Source organism: Neisseria sp. P0008.S004 (genome assembly GCF_051962755.1).
GTDB lineage: Bacteria > Pseudomonadota > Gammaproteobacteria > Burkholderiales > Neisseriaceae > Neisseria > Neisseria subflava_A.
The window spans coordinates 19473-34384 of record NZ_JBQCUZ010000008.1; the positions used below are offsets into that span (position 1 = coordinate 19473).

14 protein-coding genes are annotated in these 14912 nt (G+C 46.5%); 4 read left to right on the forward strand and 10 right to left on the reverse strand.

Annotation, left to right across the window (positions count from 1 at the left end; translation table 11 throughout):
• Positions 1 to 39 precede the first annotated feature (39 nt).
• Entirely contained in the window at positions 40 to 1212 is a 1173-nt protein-coding gene (locus ACTHSW_RS08995) for an NAD(P)H-dependent flavin oxidoreductase (protein WP_070843267.1), read from the forward strand.
• A 121-nt stretch (positions 1213 to 1333) separates the two neighbouring features.
• Positions 1334 to 2521, forward strand: coding sequence for a succinyldiaminopimelate transaminase (gene dapC, locus ACTHSW_RS09000; protein WP_440373879.1), 1188 nt, complete (start codon positions 1334 to 1336; stop codon positions 2519 to 2521).
• Positions 2522 to 2584: 63 nt separating this feature from the next.
• On the opposite strand, the gene ACTHSW_RS09005 is transcribed toward dapC, so the two are convergent.
• The 7 genes from ACTHSW_RS09005 to ACTHSW_RS09035 all read right to left on the reverse strand — a co-directional run bounded on the left by ACTHSW_RS09005 (position 2585) and on the right by ACTHSW_RS09035 (position 6914).
• Positions 2585 to 2755 carry a rubredoxin gene (locus tag ACTHSW_RS09005; protein WP_003747315.1) on the reverse strand — a complete coding sequence of 57 codons (171 nt, stop codon included), beginning with the start codon at positions 2753 to 2755 and terminating at the stop codon, positions 2585 to 2587.
• A gap of 86 nt (positions 2756 to 2841) precedes the next feature.
• Positions 2842 to 3930: an acyl-CoA dehydrogenase family protein gene (locus tag ACTHSW_RS09010; RefSeq protein WP_440373880.1), complete on the reverse strand. Its 1089-nt coding sequence runs from the start codon at positions 3928 to 3930 to the stop codon at positions 2842 to 2844.
• Positions 3931 to 4058: 128 nt separating this feature from the next.
• Positions 4059 to 4607 (reverse strand): carboxymuconolactone decarboxylase family protein, encoded by a 549-nt coding sequence (locus ACTHSW_RS09015; protein ID WP_003685141.1) that lies wholly within the window; start codon positions 4605 to 4607, stop codon positions 4059 to 4061.
• A gap of 150 nt (positions 4608 to 4757) precedes the next feature.
• Positions 4758 to 5180 carry a YidB family protein gene (locus tag ACTHSW_RS09020; protein WP_070461607.1) on the reverse strand — a complete coding sequence of 141 codons (423 nt, stop codon included), beginning with the start codon at positions 5178 to 5180 and terminating at the stop codon, positions 4758 to 4760.
• A gap of 163 nt (positions 5181 to 5343) precedes the next feature.
• Positions 5344 to 5799, reverse strand: coding sequence for a Holliday junction resolvase RuvX (gene ruvX, locus ACTHSW_RS09025; RefSeq protein ID WP_070461608.1), 456 nt, complete (start codon positions 5797 to 5799; stop codon positions 5344 to 5346).
• Positions 5792 to 6340: a YqgE/AlgH family protein gene (locus tag ACTHSW_RS09030; RefSeq protein ID WP_049322876.1), complete on the reverse strand. Its 549-nt coding sequence runs from the start codon at positions 6338 to 6340 to the stop codon at positions 5792 to 5794. The genes ruvX and ACTHSW_RS09030 overlap by 8 nt, the downstream gene beginning before the upstream one ends.
• Before the next feature lie 28 nt (positions 6341 to 6368).
• Entirely contained in the window at positions 6369 to 6914 is a 546-nt protein-coding gene (locus ACTHSW_RS09035) for a CreA family protein (RefSeq protein WP_440373881.1), read from the reverse strand.
• Positions 6915 to 7087: 173 nt separating this feature from the next.
• Here ACTHSW_RS09035 and ACTHSW_RS09040 point away from each other — a divergent pair, with 173 nt between their 5' ends.
• Both ACTHSW_RS09040 and ACTHSW_RS09045 read left to right on the forward strand, forming a co-directional pair.
• Positions 7088 to 8953 (forward strand): murein hydrolase activator EnvC family protein, encoded by a 1866-nt coding sequence (locus tag ACTHSW_RS09040; protein ID WP_070461609.1) that lies wholly within the window; start codon positions 7088 to 7090, stop codon positions 8951 to 8953.
• Between the two features lie 215 nt (positions 8954 to 9168).
• On the forward strand, positions 9169 to 10641 hold the full coding sequence (locus ACTHSW_RS09045; protein ID WP_070461610.1) for a S41 family peptidase: 1473 nt from the start codon (positions 9169 to 9171) through the stop codon (positions 10639 to 10641).
• 69 nt (positions 10642 to 10710) lie between these two features.
• On the opposite strand, the gene ACTHSW_RS09050 is transcribed toward ACTHSW_RS09045, so the two are convergent.
• Genes ACTHSW_RS09050 through ACTHSW_RS09060 form a run of 3 tightly spaced genes read right to left on the reverse strand, consistent with a single transcriptional unit; the run spans position 10711 to position 14774 of the window.
• The gene (locus ACTHSW_RS09050) at positions 10711 to 12597 is read right to left on the reverse strand and encodes a Z1 domain-containing protein (RefSeq protein ID WP_070461611.1); all 1887 of its coding nucleotides are present in this window, start codon (positions 12595 to 12597) and stop codon (positions 10711 to 10713) included.
• Positions 12598 to 13653 carry a restriction endonuclease PLD domain-containing protein gene (locus tag ACTHSW_RS09055; protein ID WP_070461612.1) on the reverse strand — a complete coding sequence of 352 codons (1056 nt, stop codon included), beginning with the start codon at positions 13651 to 13653 and terminating at the stop codon, positions 12598 to 12600.
• Entirely contained in the window at positions 13650 to 14774 is a 1125-nt protein-coding gene (locus ACTHSW_RS09060; RefSeq protein ID WP_070461613.1) for a DNA cytosine methyltransferase, read from the reverse strand. The genes ACTHSW_RS09055 and ACTHSW_RS09060 overlap by 4 nt, the downstream gene beginning before the upstream one ends.
• Positions 14775 to 14912: the final 138 nt, after the last annotated feature.

Here is a 14912-nt window from a genome sequence, read left to right on the forward strand (position 1 = left end):
TTTCAGACGGTACCATCCAGAATCTATGAAGGAGCATCCATGCAAAACAACTTTGACCCATTGATTATCCGTGGCAAATCACTGATTCCCGTTGTACAAGGCGGTATGGGTGTAGGCGTTTCCGCATCAAAACTCTCCAGCGCGGTTGCGCGCGAAAACGGCGTAGGTACCATCGCCAGCGTCGATTTGCGCCACTTGCACGAAGATTTGCTGGCCGAATCAAAAATCGATTCCAGCGAAGAAAAATACACCCGCCTCAACTGCATCGCGCTTGACCGTGAAATCAAAAAAGCCAAAGCCGATTCAGAAGGCAAGGGCATGATTGCCGTCAACGTCATGAAAGCCGTCAAAGACCATGCCGCCTACGTCCGTCAGGCCTGTGAATCCGGTGCAGACGCGATTGTGATGGGCGCAGGTTTGCCTTTGGATCTGCCGGAAATGGCCGAGGGCTATCACAAAGATGTCGCCCTTTTCCCTATCTTGTCCGAATCACGCGGTATCAATATCGTTTTGAAACGTTGGATGAAAAAAGGCGTTTTGCCCGATGCCATCGTTATCGAACACCCTGCCCACGCAGCCGGCCACTTGGGTGCGGCAACCGTTGACGGCGTGAACGATGCCAAATTCGAGTTCAAACGCGTCATTGAAGAGACATTTGAAGTATTCAAAAACTTAGGTTTGGAAAGCGAAAAAATTCCGTTGGTACTCGCCGGCGGTATGGCAAACTTTGAAAAAGTCAAAACAGCCTTGAAAAACTGGGGCGCATCCGCCGTCCAAATCGGTACCGCATTTGCCGTAACCGAAGAAGGCGATGCCCACATCAACTTCAAAAAAACGCTCGCCGGTGCAGAAACCGAAAAAGTGGTTGAATTCATGTCTGTTGCCGGCTTGCCTGCACGCGGCGTGCGCACCAAATTCCTCGACAGCTACATCAAACGCGAAGCCAAATTGCAAGCCAACGCCAAAAACGATCCGCGCCGTTGCACCCAAGGCCTGAACTGCCTGACCAGCTGCGGCTTGCGCGACGGTTTGGCCAAAGCCGGTCAATTCTGTATTGACATCCAACTTTCCGCCGCATTCCGTGGTGAAGTCGATAAAGGCCTGTTTTTCCGCGGTAAAGACCCGCTGCCTTTTGGCAATGCCATCCGTACGGTTCAAGAAACCATTCAATATCTCTTGAACGGTTCCCTACCCGTCATCCCTGCCAAATAAACGTATCAACACTCAAAAGGCCGTCTGAAAAACATTCAACCCTGTTTTCAGACGGCCTTTTTGTCCCAATCCATCTAAAAAATGCTAAGATTATCGCCTGAATTTATCCAGCAGAAACATCATGAATCCATTATTGAACCACCTCAAACCCTATCCTTTTGCCCGCTTGCGTGAAGCCATGCAAGGCATTGACGCACCCGCAGGCGTAACCCCCATCCATCTGCAAATCGGCGAGCCGAAACACCCGACGCCCAAAGTCATCACCGATGCACTGACCGCCTCCCTGCACGAATTGGAAAAATATCCGCTGACCGCAGGCCTGCCCGAACTGCGCCAAGCCTGCGCCGAATGGGTTGCCCGCCGTTATGATGGTTTAAGCCTCAATCCCGACAATGAAATCCTGCCCGTATTGGGCAGCCGGGAAGCATTGTTTTCCTTTATCCAAACCGTTTTGAATCCGGCTTCAGACGACCCCAAACCGGTCGTTATCAGTCCCAATCCTTTCTATCAAATTTACGAAGGCGCGACTATATTGGGCGGCGGCGAAATCCATTTTGCCAACTGCCCGGCACCCAGCTTCAACCCCGATTGGAGCAGCCTGCCCGAAGACGTGTGGCAGCGTACCAAAGTCCTGATTGTCTGCTCGCCCAACAACCCGAGCGGCAGCGTCCTGCAATTAGAAGACTGGAAAGAAATTTTTGATTTGCAAGACAAATACGGCTTCGTTATTGCCTCTGACGAATGCTATTCCGAAATTTATTTTGACGACGACAAACCGATCGGCGGCTTACAGGCTGCGGCGCAATTAGGTCGCGGAACGCACAACATCGTGATGTTTACCAGCCTGTCCAAACGCTCCAATGTCCCCGGTTTGCGTTCCGGCTTTGTCGCAGGCGATGCCGAGTTGCTCAAAAACTTCCTGCTCTACCGCACCTACCACGGCAGCGCGATGAGCATTCCTGTCCAACGTGCCAGCATTGCCGCTTGGAACGACGAAGAACACGTCATTGCCAACCGCCGCCTCTACCAAGAAAAATTCGACCGCGTCATTCCGATTTTGCAACAGGTATTCGATGTCAAACTGCCTGACGCATCGTTCTACATTTGGCTGAGAGTTCCCGACGGCGACGACTTGGCATTCACGCGCAACCTGTGGCAGAAAGCCGCCATCCAAGTGTTGCCCGGCCGCTTCCTTGCCCGCGATACCGAGCAAGGCAATCCGGGCGAAGGCTACGTCCGCATCGCTTTGGTTGCCGACGTGGAAAGCTGTGTCAAAGCGGCTGAAACCATTGTTTCGCTCTACCGCTGACGATTAAGCAAACAAAGGCCGTCTGAAACTTCAGACGGCCTTTTTATTAAATAATCGGATAATTTATATGGTGAAGTCCAGAAGGTAGAAATCTTCTTTACCTACGCCGCATTCAGGGCATTTCCAGTCGTCGGGGATGTCTTCGAACTTGGTACCTGCCGGCAGGCCGTGTTCGGGGTCGCCGACATCTTCATCATAAATCCAGCCGCAAGGGCCGCACATATATTGAGCCATTTGGTGTTCCTTCCATTTTGAAAGACCGTCTGAAACCATATTTCAGACGGCCTTTCGTGTGTCTTATTGTTGATATTTTGAATTTATTACGCTGCTTCCAAAACGGCGATTTCTTTGCGCAGGTGTTTGATGGCCGGTGTTACGATGGCGACGAACATGGCCTCGCGGACGCGGCGTTGCGCTGGGCTGCGCATCAGATAACCTTTCGCGCCTGCATGCAATGCGGCAGATTGAGTGGCGTTCAATGCCAATACGGCAGCCGCTTCACGCAGTTTCAAGGTTGCCAACGTATCGGGTTTATTGTTCCACGCATCATCGGCAAGACGTTCGGTTTCCGCCCATGCGCCGTCCAAAGCGGCTTTCAATTCATCGTAACTGTGGTCGAGGTAAGCGTTCACTTCTGCGTTCACCACATTGGCCATGCGGATAATGCCGAGCGCACCGTCAATCACACCGGCGCCGATACCCATTTGCAGCAAGATGAAACCGGCTTTAATAGTTGGAATATAAGACTGGAACTGCTCAGGCGAAGCAATCACATCTTCATCGGGAATAAACACATCTTTAAAATTCAGGCTGTAAGTGCGCGTGCCTTCCAAACCGCAGAACTCAGGGCAATCTTGCAGGGTAACACCTTCCCATTGACCGCCGGTGATGAACATCACATAGCTGTCGCCAATTTGGGCGGTATTTGCCCAAATGTGGTCTTCGCCGATATTGGATACCCAAGGCAAAGCGCCGTTGACTTTGTAGCCGCCTTCGACGCGCTCGGCTTGCAGGTTGTGTTTTTCAATGCCGGCAAGGTGTTTGACAGTATTGGACATGCCCGTACCGGCCAAGACTTTGCCCTGCAGAATATCGGCAAAATATTTGTCTTTGACCGCTTGGTTGGGAGATTGATGCAGATACCACGCGCAAGCCGCCTGACACCATGCGCTGAACGAAGTCGCGCCGCATTCTTTACCGATTTCGCGCAATACGGCGATTTGCGTTGCCAAACCTAAACCGTTACCGCCCTCTTCAACCGTACCGGTCGCGGCAAAACCGCCGATTTTGCCCAATTCCAGCATAAATTCTTTTGGGTACAGGCCTTTGCGGTCGATGTCGTCCACTAATGGTTTCAGCTTGCTTTTAACGAGTGCGGCAACATTGTTCAGTAAAGCTTCGCGTGTCATGATTTTTTCCTCTGAATAAGGTTTGAAGCGTAGATGGTTCTACTTATGAATTATTCTTGGCAACAAGGATATCCCTTGCTTTTTGCTAAAAGGCCGTCTGAATTTTCAGACGGCCTTTTTTGATGAGATTAGGCAAATGCCTGCAATTCAGGGTTGATTTCAGTTTTGGCAAGGTTGTTGACGTAGTTGCACAAGGTTGCCAAAGCAACGCCCATGACGACTTCAACGGCTTGCTGTTGGTTGTAGCCTGCATCGAAGAAAGCTTTCAGCTCGTCGTCGGATACCGCGCCTTTTTTCGCCATAACGGCTTGGGTGAATGTTGCCAAAGCACCCAGTTTGGCATCATCAAACTCGCCTGCAGCCAACGCGCGTGCAGCTTTGATGGATTGTTCAGACAGCAGTTTTTTCAGGGTAGCCAGTTTGGTGTGGCCGGCAACGCAGAAACCGCATTCGTTGGTACGGGCGGCGATGATTTGGACAACTTCAACTTCGCCGTCAGTCAGGCTGTTGGCCGCATTCAGCTTGCCAACTTCTTGATAAAACGCCAAAGCTTCAGGCGCATTGGCCAAAACGCCGATCAGGTTAGGAATAAAGCCATTGTTTTTCAATACGGCTTCAATGCGTGGTTTAGCAGCTTCAGGAGCGGTTTCAACTGTGTGTATGGTCAAGCGGGACATGTGTATAACCTTCTTATCTGGTGAAATGAAGCGACCATCATAAGCCATCCGCCTCCATCAGAAAAAGACTTATTGGTTATTTACCGCAAACCAAAAGTTATAAGGCCGTCTGAACGGATTCAGACGGCCTTATCATAAGGATTCAACTCATTATTTCATAAAGTTTTTCAGCAGCATAGAAGCGATGTCGTCCAAGCCGAAGCCATCCGCATCTTGAGCCGTGCCGTTAGGCGTCGCTTTATCGACCAAGTCTGGCAACACTTTAGCCAACAAATCGCCTGCTTGGCCGGCATCCACGCCGAATTTTTGCGCGATTTGGTTTACGGTATCGCTGCCCAAGGCATTTTGCAGGTCGCTGCCGGATACAGGCAGGTTGCTGGATTGGTTGGATACCCAGCTGCTCAAGGCATCGCCCAAACCGCCTTGTTGCAGTTGGTTGATCAGGTTGCCCACGCCGCCATGCTGTTTAACCAAATCCATCGCCATATCGGTCAGAGAACCTTGTGCGCCGTTTCCGCTGTTGCCACCCAACATTTGGGTAGCCGCATTCAAAAGATTGTCCATGAGTGCCATGACTTTTTCCTTGTATTTGTGTCTAAAAAAGAAAACGGAGTGTAGCAAAATTTGCACTGAAAAAAATCAGGCTTAACCAAACTAAACTTCTTTTATCCCAAAGCCGTAACAAAACAAAGGCCGTCTGAAACCAAGTTTCAGACGGCCTTTATAAGGAATAATGCTATTCTTCGCGGCCATTGAAATACTCGGCCGCGCCACCTTCAAAAAACCCTTGCAAAATCGCCTGCGCCGCTACTTGGTCAAGTACGGATTTTTGTTTTCGGCCGAATACTTGGGCTTCAGCAAGCAGGCTTTCCGCGTATAGGGAAGACATCCTTTCGTCCACCCAATAAACCGGCAAATTAAAACGTCCGTGCAAACGGCGGCCAAACTTGCGGCTCAAACGGGTCAGCTCATGTTCCGTACCGTCGGTATGCGTCGGCAGGCCGACCACAAAATACTTGGGTTGCCATTCTTTGACCATCTTGGCAATGGCCTCAAATTTCTCATCATTGCTGTTGCCGGTTACCGTCGCCAGCGGATGAGTCATACCCAACTCAGCATCGCCCTGCGCCACGCCGATACGCGCCTCGCCGAAGTCAAAGGCCAAAACCGTGCCTTTGGGTGCATCAGGCATGACCGACTCCTGAAACCAAGGCGTTCGGATTGACACCCAATTTTTCAAAAGCGGCGGCATAACGAAGCTCGTAAGGCACATCAAAAAGAATATGCTCGTCCGCAGGGACGGTCAGCCAAACATTTTCTGCCAGCTCGCGCTCCAACTGCCCTTTGCCCCATTTTGAATAACCAATGCTGATCAAAGCCTTGTCCACCGCACCTTCTTTAGACAAGTTTTCAATCACATCGCGCGAAGAAGTCAGCGCGACGTTATCGGTTACCACCATACTGTTTTGCCAGCGGCCGATCGGCGTATGCACGACATAGCCGCGCTCAATCTGAACCGGCCCACCCATCATCACGTTTTCATGTTGCAGGCGCAACGGGATATTGCGGTCGGCGGCGGCGAAAATCATGTCCATGGTAATCGGCGAAGGTTTGTTGATGATGATGCCCAGCGCACCTTCTTCATCGTGTTCGCACACATAAATGACCGTATCCGTAAAAAACGGATCATCCATATGAGGCATGGCAATCAGGAAATGGTTGGCTAAATTCATATTCTTTTAATCTATTAAGCTGATTTTATTATTTTTGTCCATCGGCAACCGGCGCGTCCACCACGCACGCACCGTAAACCGCGCCGCCTGCCGGTACCGGCGTATCGGTTTTCGCATGGGCAAAACACGATACCGCGCTCAAAGAGTTCTTCGGCGAACCTTGAACGATTTTATCGCTGTATACCAAATAAGCAAAAGACTTACGTTTCGGATCGTAGTAGCGGATAATCTGCTGGCTCTTAAATGCTATGCTGGCACTGCGTTTGAACACTTGTCGCGGTTTCAAAACCGCAGCCTCGTTATAACGGATGACTTCCGCACTTTGCACGCAGGAAACCGATGCGTCGCTGGCATCTTCTTCCAGATTGACCGTTTCTTTCAAACCGCCTTTTTTCGCGTACGAAATATAACAGGCAACCCCTTGCACATCAGGATCGTCAAAACCTTCCACTTCAATACGGTCGTTTTTACCTAGCATATGAAACACCGTACTGGCGCGTCCGATTTTATCGGTATTGTCACCGCAAGCCGCCAAAACCATGGCACCCAACACTACTAATAAATATTTTCTCATAATATCCTGTCGATGCAGACTGTCAGTTTCCAGGCAGACTAAACCCCGTCCGCCTACTCTATCGTTACTATATAAGACCGTTCGTCCATATTGCAACCCGATATTATTTTCAGACGGCCTGACAGACAGTATAATCCGTCCTATTGTTCCTACTTTGATAGCAAGATCGAACCATGCGTTACAAACCCCTCATTCTCGCCCTGTTGCTCAGTTTCTCCCTGCCAACCTATGCTGCCAAAGACGCGCCGAAAGAAAAAGCGGCCGCCGTAAAAAAAGCTGCGCTCGTAAAAAAAGAGAAAGAAGCAACTAAGGCAGATGTCAAAAAAGAAACCTCAAAAAAACAAGCGGTAAAAGAAAAAGAGGAAGACAAAAAAGCGGTTAGAGCCAAAGCTGCCAAAGAGAAGGAAACCGCCGACAAAAACGAACGCGCTTCAGCCAAAAACAAAACGGCTAAAGCCGCCGAAGCCACTGCCGACAATAAAAAGTCCAGCCGCAAAGCCGAAGAGCCTAAAGAAACGGAAAAAGACAAAAAAGCCGCAGCCGCAAAATCCGGCAAGGCCAAAGAACAAGACAAGAAACCTGTTGAAGATAAAAAAGACAGCAAAGCCAAAGAGCAAAACAAAAAAGCGGTTGAGGATAAAAAAGACAGCAAAAAAACCAAAGAGCCCGGAAAAAAAGCAGCCGAAGACAAAAAGGCCGAAGCCAAAGAACCTGCAAAAAAAGCTGTTGACGACAAAAAAGACGCTAAAAAAGACACAAAAGCCAAAGAGCAAAACAAAAAAGCCGAGCCTAAAGTTGAGCCTAAAGCTGCTTCTTCAGCCGACAACGATTTCAAAGCAGCCGTAACTGCCGCCGCCAACGATATGGAAACCAAAAAATCCTTTGCCAAACGCAACGAGGGTTTCATTATCCATGTCAATGCCACGCTCAAACAGCTGCAACAAACACGCAACAACCTCTCCGGCATCAACCGCAAACAACGCGACGCATGGGAAAAATTCCAAAAACTCAATGCCGATGCCAACCAGTTGAAAGCCGAAGTTTCCAACACGCGCGCCCAAATTTCGCGTTTTGTGTCTGGCAACTATAAAAACAGCCAGCCCAATGCGGTTGCCCTCTTCCTGAAAAACGCCGATGCCGGTCAAAAAACCCGCTTCCTGCGTTACACGCGTTATATCAACAACGCCAACGACCAAGTCATGAGAGACTTGGAAAAACAACAGAAAGAGCTGGCCGCGCAAGAGCAAAAAATCAACAATGAATTGGCTTACCTGAAAAAACTGCAAGCCAATATCCAAGCTTCTTTGCGTCAACAAGGCGTAACCAATACCGCCGAACAAGCCGAAAGCCGCCGTCAAAACGCGCAAATGGCCAAAGAAGCGCAAAAGAAAATCAACCACAGAGAAAACGAACAACGCCTCAACAATCTCTTGAAAGATTTGGAAAAACGCAAAGCCGAGCAACGCAAAGCCGAAGCCGAAGCACGTAAAAAAGCCGCCGAAGCCCGCTTGGCCGCTGCCGAAAAAGCCCGCAAAGAGCAGGCTGCCGCCCAACAAAAAGCCGAAGCCGAACGCGCCGCCATGTCCACGCTGACTGACGAAGACATGAAACTGCAAGCCCCGAACACCCAAGGCTTTACCGTCAGCAACGCCAACAGCTTCAGCCGTATGCAAGGCCGTCTGAAAAAACCGGTCAACGGCACACTGGCAGGCCTATTCGGTCAAGACCGCGGCGATGGCGAAGTTTGGAAAGGCGTGTTCTACAATACCGTTCCTACTCCGGTCAGCAGCATTGCCTCAGGCACGGTTACTTTTGCCGGCGAACTTGAAGGCTACGGCAAAGTAGTCGTCCTCGACCACGGCGACGGCTATGTCAGCATTTACTCCGGCCTGAACGAAATCGACATCGCCCAAAACTACGCCGTCAATGCCGGCAGCAAGATTGGCACCAGCGGCACTTTGCCGTCGGGCGAAACCGGCCTTTACCTTGAAGTCCGCTACAACGGACAAGTCATGAATCCGCTTTCATGGATTAACTGATGTTTCAGACGGCCTGAGTGGGCTTTCCCCTTCAGGCCGCCTGAATTTTCATCATAAACTACAATAAAACACGATTTTCACGCCTGTTCAGCACATTAAACAACAAACTTTTACCTTAAACTTATTGTTCCAAGCGTTTAAATCACATAAAGTCAACGGGTTCAGAGAAAACAAAAACCACTTTGCTTACCGTACACAAAAAGAAAGTCAAACGAATGTCAACAAAATCCACTTTGAAAAAAGTTGCAATCTACACTCTCGGCGCATTTAGCGGCATCGCCCTCAGCCTGAGTGTACAAAGTTTTGCCGCCGAAAAAGACAAAAAAGATAACGAGGCCCTGCCCGTGCAGACCATCCGCACCATGGCAGAAGTGTACGGCCAAATCAAAGCCAACTATTACCAAGACAAACCCGATGCCGAGCTCTTTGAAGGCGCAATGAAAGGCATGGTGTCCGATCTCGATCCGCATTCCGAGTATATGGACAAAAAAGGCTATGCCGAAATGAAAGAATCTACCAGCGGCGAATTCGGCGGTCTGGGCATGGAAATCGGACAAGAAGACGGCTTCGTCAAAGTCGTTGCCCCGATTGAAGACACACCTGCAGAACGCGCAGGCGTGAAAAGCGGCGACTTTATCGTCAAAATCGACAATACCTCTACGCGCGGCCTGACCGTCAGCGAAGCCGTCAAAAAAATGCGCGGCAAACCGGGTACCAAAATCACCCTGACCCTTTCACGCAAAAATGCCGACAAACCCATCGTCATCAACCTGACCCGCGCCATCATCAAAGTCAAAAGCGTGCGCCATCATCTGCTTGAAAAAGACTACGGCTACATCCGCGTCTCCCAATTCCAAGAGCGCACCGTTGCCGCGCTTAACGAAGCCGCACAAGCCCTTGTCAAAGAAAACAAAGGCCCGCTCAAAGGCATCATCCTCGACTTGCGCGACGACCCGGGCGGCCTGCTCAACGGTGCAGTCGGCGTATCCGCAGCCTTCCTGCAGCCTGACGTAACTGTTGTCAGCACCAAAGGCCGCAACAAAAAAGAAGGCATGGTGCTCAAAGCAACTGCCGAAGACTACATCACCACCAGCGGCAAAGACCCGTTGGCCGGATTGCCTGCCGAGCTGAAAACCATTCCTATGACCGTCCTGATTAACGCAGGCTCGGCCTCCGCTTCCGAAATCGTTGCCGGCGCATTACAAGACCACAAACGCGCCGTTGTCGTCGGCACACAAAGTTTCGGCAAGGGCTCAGTGCAAACCCTGATTCCGCTTTCCGGCGGCAGCGCAGTCAAACTGACCACCGCCCTTTACTACACGCCAAACGACCGCTCGATTCAAGCACAAGGCATTGTTCCTGACGTTGAAGTCAAAGACAAAGACCGCGCCTTTGAAAGCCGCGAAGCCGATTTGGTCGGCCATATCGGCAATCCGTTGGGCGGCCAAGACGTCAACAGCAGCACTGAAACGCCTGCCAACTCAGAAACCAAAGCCGATAAAGACAAGTCCAAAAAAGACAAAGACGAAGACATCTCCAGCCGCCGCATTCCAAATCCGGCCAAAGACGATCAGCTGCGTAAAGCCTTGGACTTGGTGAAAAATCCAGCCGAATGGCAAAAATCTTTGGGTTTGGCAGCGAAAAAACCTGCGCCGAAAAAAGATGCAGATAAAGACAGTAAAAAATAAACCTGTTATTTCTCAATAAAAAAGGTCGTCTGAAAACGATATGATTGTTTTCAGACGACCTTTTCTATGTTATTTCACTCCCCAATACACCAGTCCCTTATATGGCAACTTAATATTAGGCAACCAAAAATCTTCTCCCTGCCAACCTTTGTCTTTATTTCCTACTACTTGATAAAGTGTAAGGAATAAATCATTAGGATATTTTTCTCCTAATTTACGGTCGTCTTCCGAAAGCATTGTGCCAGTTGCTCGAGAAAGTTTACGTCCGGTTTTGATCAAAATATAGGTTTTAAAACTTGGACGTTGTGCCTTTAATGCTTCTACACCAGCAATAAATTTTTCCTTATCCCAGTCATCAGGTACATAATTACCAAGCTCATCTAAAATCAAGAATAGATCTTCTATGTCTATTTGATACAAATCAGATTGTACCTTATCTATCAAAACAGATGGAAGAATACCGTTTATAGCCAACAAGTTATTCTCATTCGGACGAAGTGGAAAGTAATTTACACCACCAACCATTTGATTGATACTATCAGCTTTTAATACATTCTTTCTGGTCGGATTGATGTTTTTCGGGTAAATAACCTGAATATTGCCATCTGATTTTTTTGCCTGCTCAATAATCAGATTATTTGCTTGATTGAGTTGTACAAAGAAGTAATAGACATCAAACGGAATATAAAGTCGTAATAATGATTTATCACGGTCATATCCAAAAATACGCGAATGTTGCCAGAAAGTATCTGCATTCGGTTTTTTGGCTGTGCGACTATAATAAACCGTTTGTAGTTTTGGAATAGTTAAGCCTCGTCCAATCACATTCCCACCAATAATAATATTAAAGCCTCTTTCTAAATCAAAATCTGATTCTGTCTGCGAGTTGACGACGAGAGTATAAATTTGCTTGTTTTCTAAAAGTTCTGTTAGTTTTTCATAAATTTCCTCAAAATGATGAATATCAGGCTTAGTCTTTTGTAAATCCAAATAGCCTTCTTTAAAGCTGTCCACAAAATTCTCCCCGCTATTAATCGCTTGTACCAAATCATTCAAAAAGGCTTGGATTTTTTGAGAAAAGGCCTGATGATCTTGGATTTTATAACTTGGATGTAAAGCAAAATTACAATTGGTTTTACCGCATAAAGCAAACTCTGCACAAGTAAGCAGAAAACTGTGCAATGCCTGTTTTACCCCTTCGGCAATTTCACCACTTGCATCTTTCATATCGTCCAATTCACTGTCAATAAAGCGAACGATATAGCTTGGAGGATCAGAGAAGACAAAGTTGCCACCGATGTATTTTTCACCAGCTTCAAAGAAATGGATAAATTCAGGTTGCCAATCAGATTCTTCATGTTGCAATAAAAGCGATTGAGGCGTGGCGGTCAACTGAATAAATAGGCTTTGACAACAGGAATTCTTAATGTCATTTAGCAGTTTATTGATAGTACTGGCATCTTTATCCGGCTTATCAGCATTAGTATTTAGGCTGGCAGCATCGGCTTCATCGTCCACAATAACCAAAGGATAGCCTTTCAGACTACTTTGACTGGCAAACAAATTACGCCAACGTTTCAATACACGGGCATTCTTTTTAATCACAACCAAAATAGGATTATTTGCCTTCATTACCTGCGTAAAACTACTGTCATCATTCTCAGATAATATAATAAATTTATCCAATGATGTTTTTGCTCGTTTTAATGTTTGTTGCTGTAAATCTACGCTATCGGTTGTCAAATAAATAAACAGCTTAAAATCACAATCAGCCAAAACACTCAATATACCCAATACTTGAGCGGTTTTACCACTTTGGACATTGCCTAACAGCAAAATGTTTTGGACGTTCTTCTGTTCAATTTGAGATAGTTTTTCCATAAAACCATCAACAGTCTTTTTAACAGAATTAGCCAACTCAGGCAGTGTTAATTGGTTCAGATAAGTTTGCAACATCTAGTTTTTCCCCTTGAATGAAAGCAACCAAACATCTGGATCATCGGTTGAGCGGAATTCAACGTGATCATTGCCGTATTGATGCAAGGTTTCAGGCGTAACAGGCTCACCTGATTTTAGACATCCTGAAATTTCCAAACGCCCCTTTATCCATTTACCCAATGTTTTTAGATCATCTTCTGAACGTAGATTTTCCGTAGATAATCGACTACCCTTATTTTTTGAACTGGAATAGCAAGAAAAAGACCAACCGTCATCAGTAATAATCTTTACTGTTCTATTTGTAGGGTAACCCTCTTGACGGACGATTTGAATAGGGACAATTAATTCAACTTCATACCAAGAACGAAGTTGCCATGGTTTCTTAGGATTTTTTCCTTTGCCAAAAAAACAATTTAGATTACTTTTTGGCTCTGTCTTTACAGGGATTAAAAAATGATATTGCGCTGTTTGTCTAAAAAGTTCAGAAACTTTATTTGCATCAATTTTCTCCACACCAATACAATTTTCCAAATAAACATTGTGCGGTGCAAAAATAGTCGGTTCACTTGCCTGATTAATAGGTTTCCCTAAAAACTTGATAATCCGTCGGATACCTGAATGTAAATCAGATGCCGTCTGAAAATCATCCAAATGCACCATGGTTTCGTAAGTGCGTTCGGTGTTATCCCAAAAACACGTTAAATTTGCAGAACCAATCAAGCCATTAATTTGTTCTTGATGCTTGAATGAGTACATTTTTCCGTGAAATTTAACAAATGGCGAAACGTATACTTGCCCACGTTTCTCAGCTTGTAAAAAAGCATTCAATCTGCACAAACTACGGTATTGTGGTTGGGAAAATCCTTCCAAATAGTGCATTCCGACCAATAATTCTACTGTTCTGATACTTGTCTTTTGTTCCAAAATACGTTGTAATTCAATAACAGCATCATTGGATACATAACCTGTTGCCATTAAAACTTCATCAGCATCTAAAAATAGATCCATCCAAACATCATTTAGCTTTTTCTGCGTTATTTGAGCAGGGTAGAAATTAGAAAAAACCGTATTCATCGTTTCCCTCCTCGAATTTTGCTTAATCGGTCATGAAATAAAACTTCTTTTTCTGCAACCAATTTCTCATGCAAATCTACTTTCTCATAGTTACCTGAAAAAATCGGTAAAATGCTTTTTGCCAGTTCAACCACGCCCTGGGGAGGAACCGCATTGCCAATCTGGCGACGTACTTCCGTCGTTGAGCCAACAAACTCAAAATCATCAGGAAAACTTTGAAGCCTTGCTCGTTCTCTATTAGTAAAAGCACGTGGTTCAGGGAAGTGATAGCCCCAAGTTCCACCGCCACCTGCTGCAATAATTGTTTTTGATGGCTCGCTACGATGCATACGACGATAAACGTGGCTAATCATACCTTTCACATATAAAGGATGATCTTTAGGAATATCGGTAAAATTTCCACCTTCAGGAATTAATTCCAACATACGGCGTGTTTTATCACTAATTTTTAGTAATTCATTATTACTAACATTTTGTGGAATATTAGATATCGCTTGACCAGCAGTTACATATGGTTTTAAGCCATTTTCGCCAGTTTCATTGTGCGTCGGTTCTGGATGATGAAAATCAAATCCTGTATCCAAACGTACTCCGACAATCAGCACACGTTCACGAAATTGAGGTACGCCAAACTCTGCAAAGTTATATAGCTTTGCCTGAACGTAATAACCGCAATTTTCAAAATCGGTAATAATTTGCTGGATGGCTTTTTTCTTGTTGGCAGTCAACAAACCTTTTACGTTCTCAGCAACAAAGACTTTTGGTTTTTTTGCATTTACAAAACGTAAAAAGCTTTTATAAAGATTGCCACGCTCACCCTCTAGGCCCGGCTGTTTCCAAATCATGGAAAAATCTTGGCAAGGGAATCCGCCTAAAATGATGTCGCAATCGGGAATAGTTGGATCGTTAGGATCTATTTGTTCAATATCGCCTTCTACGATGACATCGCCGATATTTTTACGGAAACTTTCGCAAGCCCAATGGGAAAAATCGTTTGCCCAAACAGTTTCATAACCAGCTTGGTGAAAACCCAAATCTAAACCTCCACATCCTGAAAATAGAGATAGAATTCTGGGTTTATTGTCAGAAGAATTAAAATTTGCGATTTGTTTAGATAACATAGGATTTCACTCCTATGCATAGATTTGATAAAAAACCTTGAAGGGATTTTAATAGAGAACTAGGCAAGGCAAGGCAAGGCAAGGCAAGGCAAGGCAAGGCAAGGCAAGGCAAGGCAAGGCAAGGCAAGGCAAGGCAAG

What these genes read in the sequence shown, in the direction of transcription:
- ACTHSW_RS08995 (WP_070843267.1), top strand. Translation starts at nt 40, where the DNA reads ATGCAAAACAACTTTGACCCATTGATTATCCGTGGCAAATCACTGATT.
- dapC (WP_440373879.1), top strand. Translation starts at nt 1,334, where the DNA reads ATGAATCCATTATTGAACCACCTCAAACCCTATCCTTTTGCCCGCTTG.
- ACTHSW_RS09005 (WP_003747315.1), bottom strand. Translation starts at nt 2,755, where the DNA reads ATGGCTCAATATATGTGCGGCCCTTGCGGCTGGATTTATGATGAAGAT.
- ACTHSW_RS09010 (WP_440373880.1), bottom strand. Translation starts at nt 3,930, where the DNA reads ATGACACGCGAAGCTTTACTGAACAATGTTGCCGCACTCGTTAAAAGC.
- ACTHSW_RS09015 (WP_003685141.1), bottom strand. Translation starts at nt 4,607, where the DNA reads ATGTCCCGCTTGACCATACACACAGTTGAAACCGCTCCTGAAGCTGCT.
- ACTHSW_RS09020 (WP_070461607.1), bottom strand. Translation starts at nt 5,180, where the DNA reads ATGGCACTCATGGACAATCTTTTGAATGCGGCTACCCAAATGTTGGGT.
- ruvX (WP_070461608.1), bottom strand. Translation starts at nt 5,799, where the DNA reads ATGCCTGATGCACCCAAAGGCACGGTTTTGGCCTTTGACTTCGGCGAG.
- ACTHSW_RS09030 (WP_049322876.1), bottom strand. Translation starts at nt 6,340, where the DNA reads ATGAATTTAGCCAACCATTTCCTGATTGCCATGCCTCATATGGATGAT.
- ACTHSW_RS09035 (WP_440373881.1), bottom strand. Translation starts at nt 6,914, where the DNA reads ATGAGAAAATATTTATTAGTAGTGTTGGGTGCCATGGTTTTGGCGGCT.
- ACTHSW_RS09040 (WP_070461609.1), top strand. Translation starts at nt 7,088, where the DNA reads ATGCGTTACAAACCCCTCATTCTCGCCCTGTTGCTCAGTTTCTCCCTG.
- ACTHSW_RS09045 (WP_070461610.1), top strand. Translation starts at nt 9,169, where the DNA reads ATGTCAACAAAATCCACTTTGAAAAAAGTTGCAATCTACACTCTCGGC.
- ACTHSW_RS09050 (WP_070461611.1), bottom strand. Translation starts at nt 12,597, where the DNA reads ATGTTGCAAACTTATCTGAACCAATTAACACTGCCTGAGTTGGCTAAT.
- ACTHSW_RS09055 (WP_070461612.1), bottom strand. Translation starts at nt 13,653, where the DNA reads ATGAATACGGTTTTTTCTAATTTCTACCCTGCTCAAATAACGCAGAAA.
- ACTHSW_RS09060 (WP_070461613.1), bottom strand. Translation starts at nt 14,774, where the DNA reads ATGTTATCTAAACAAATCGCAAATTTTAATTCTTCTGACAATAAACCC.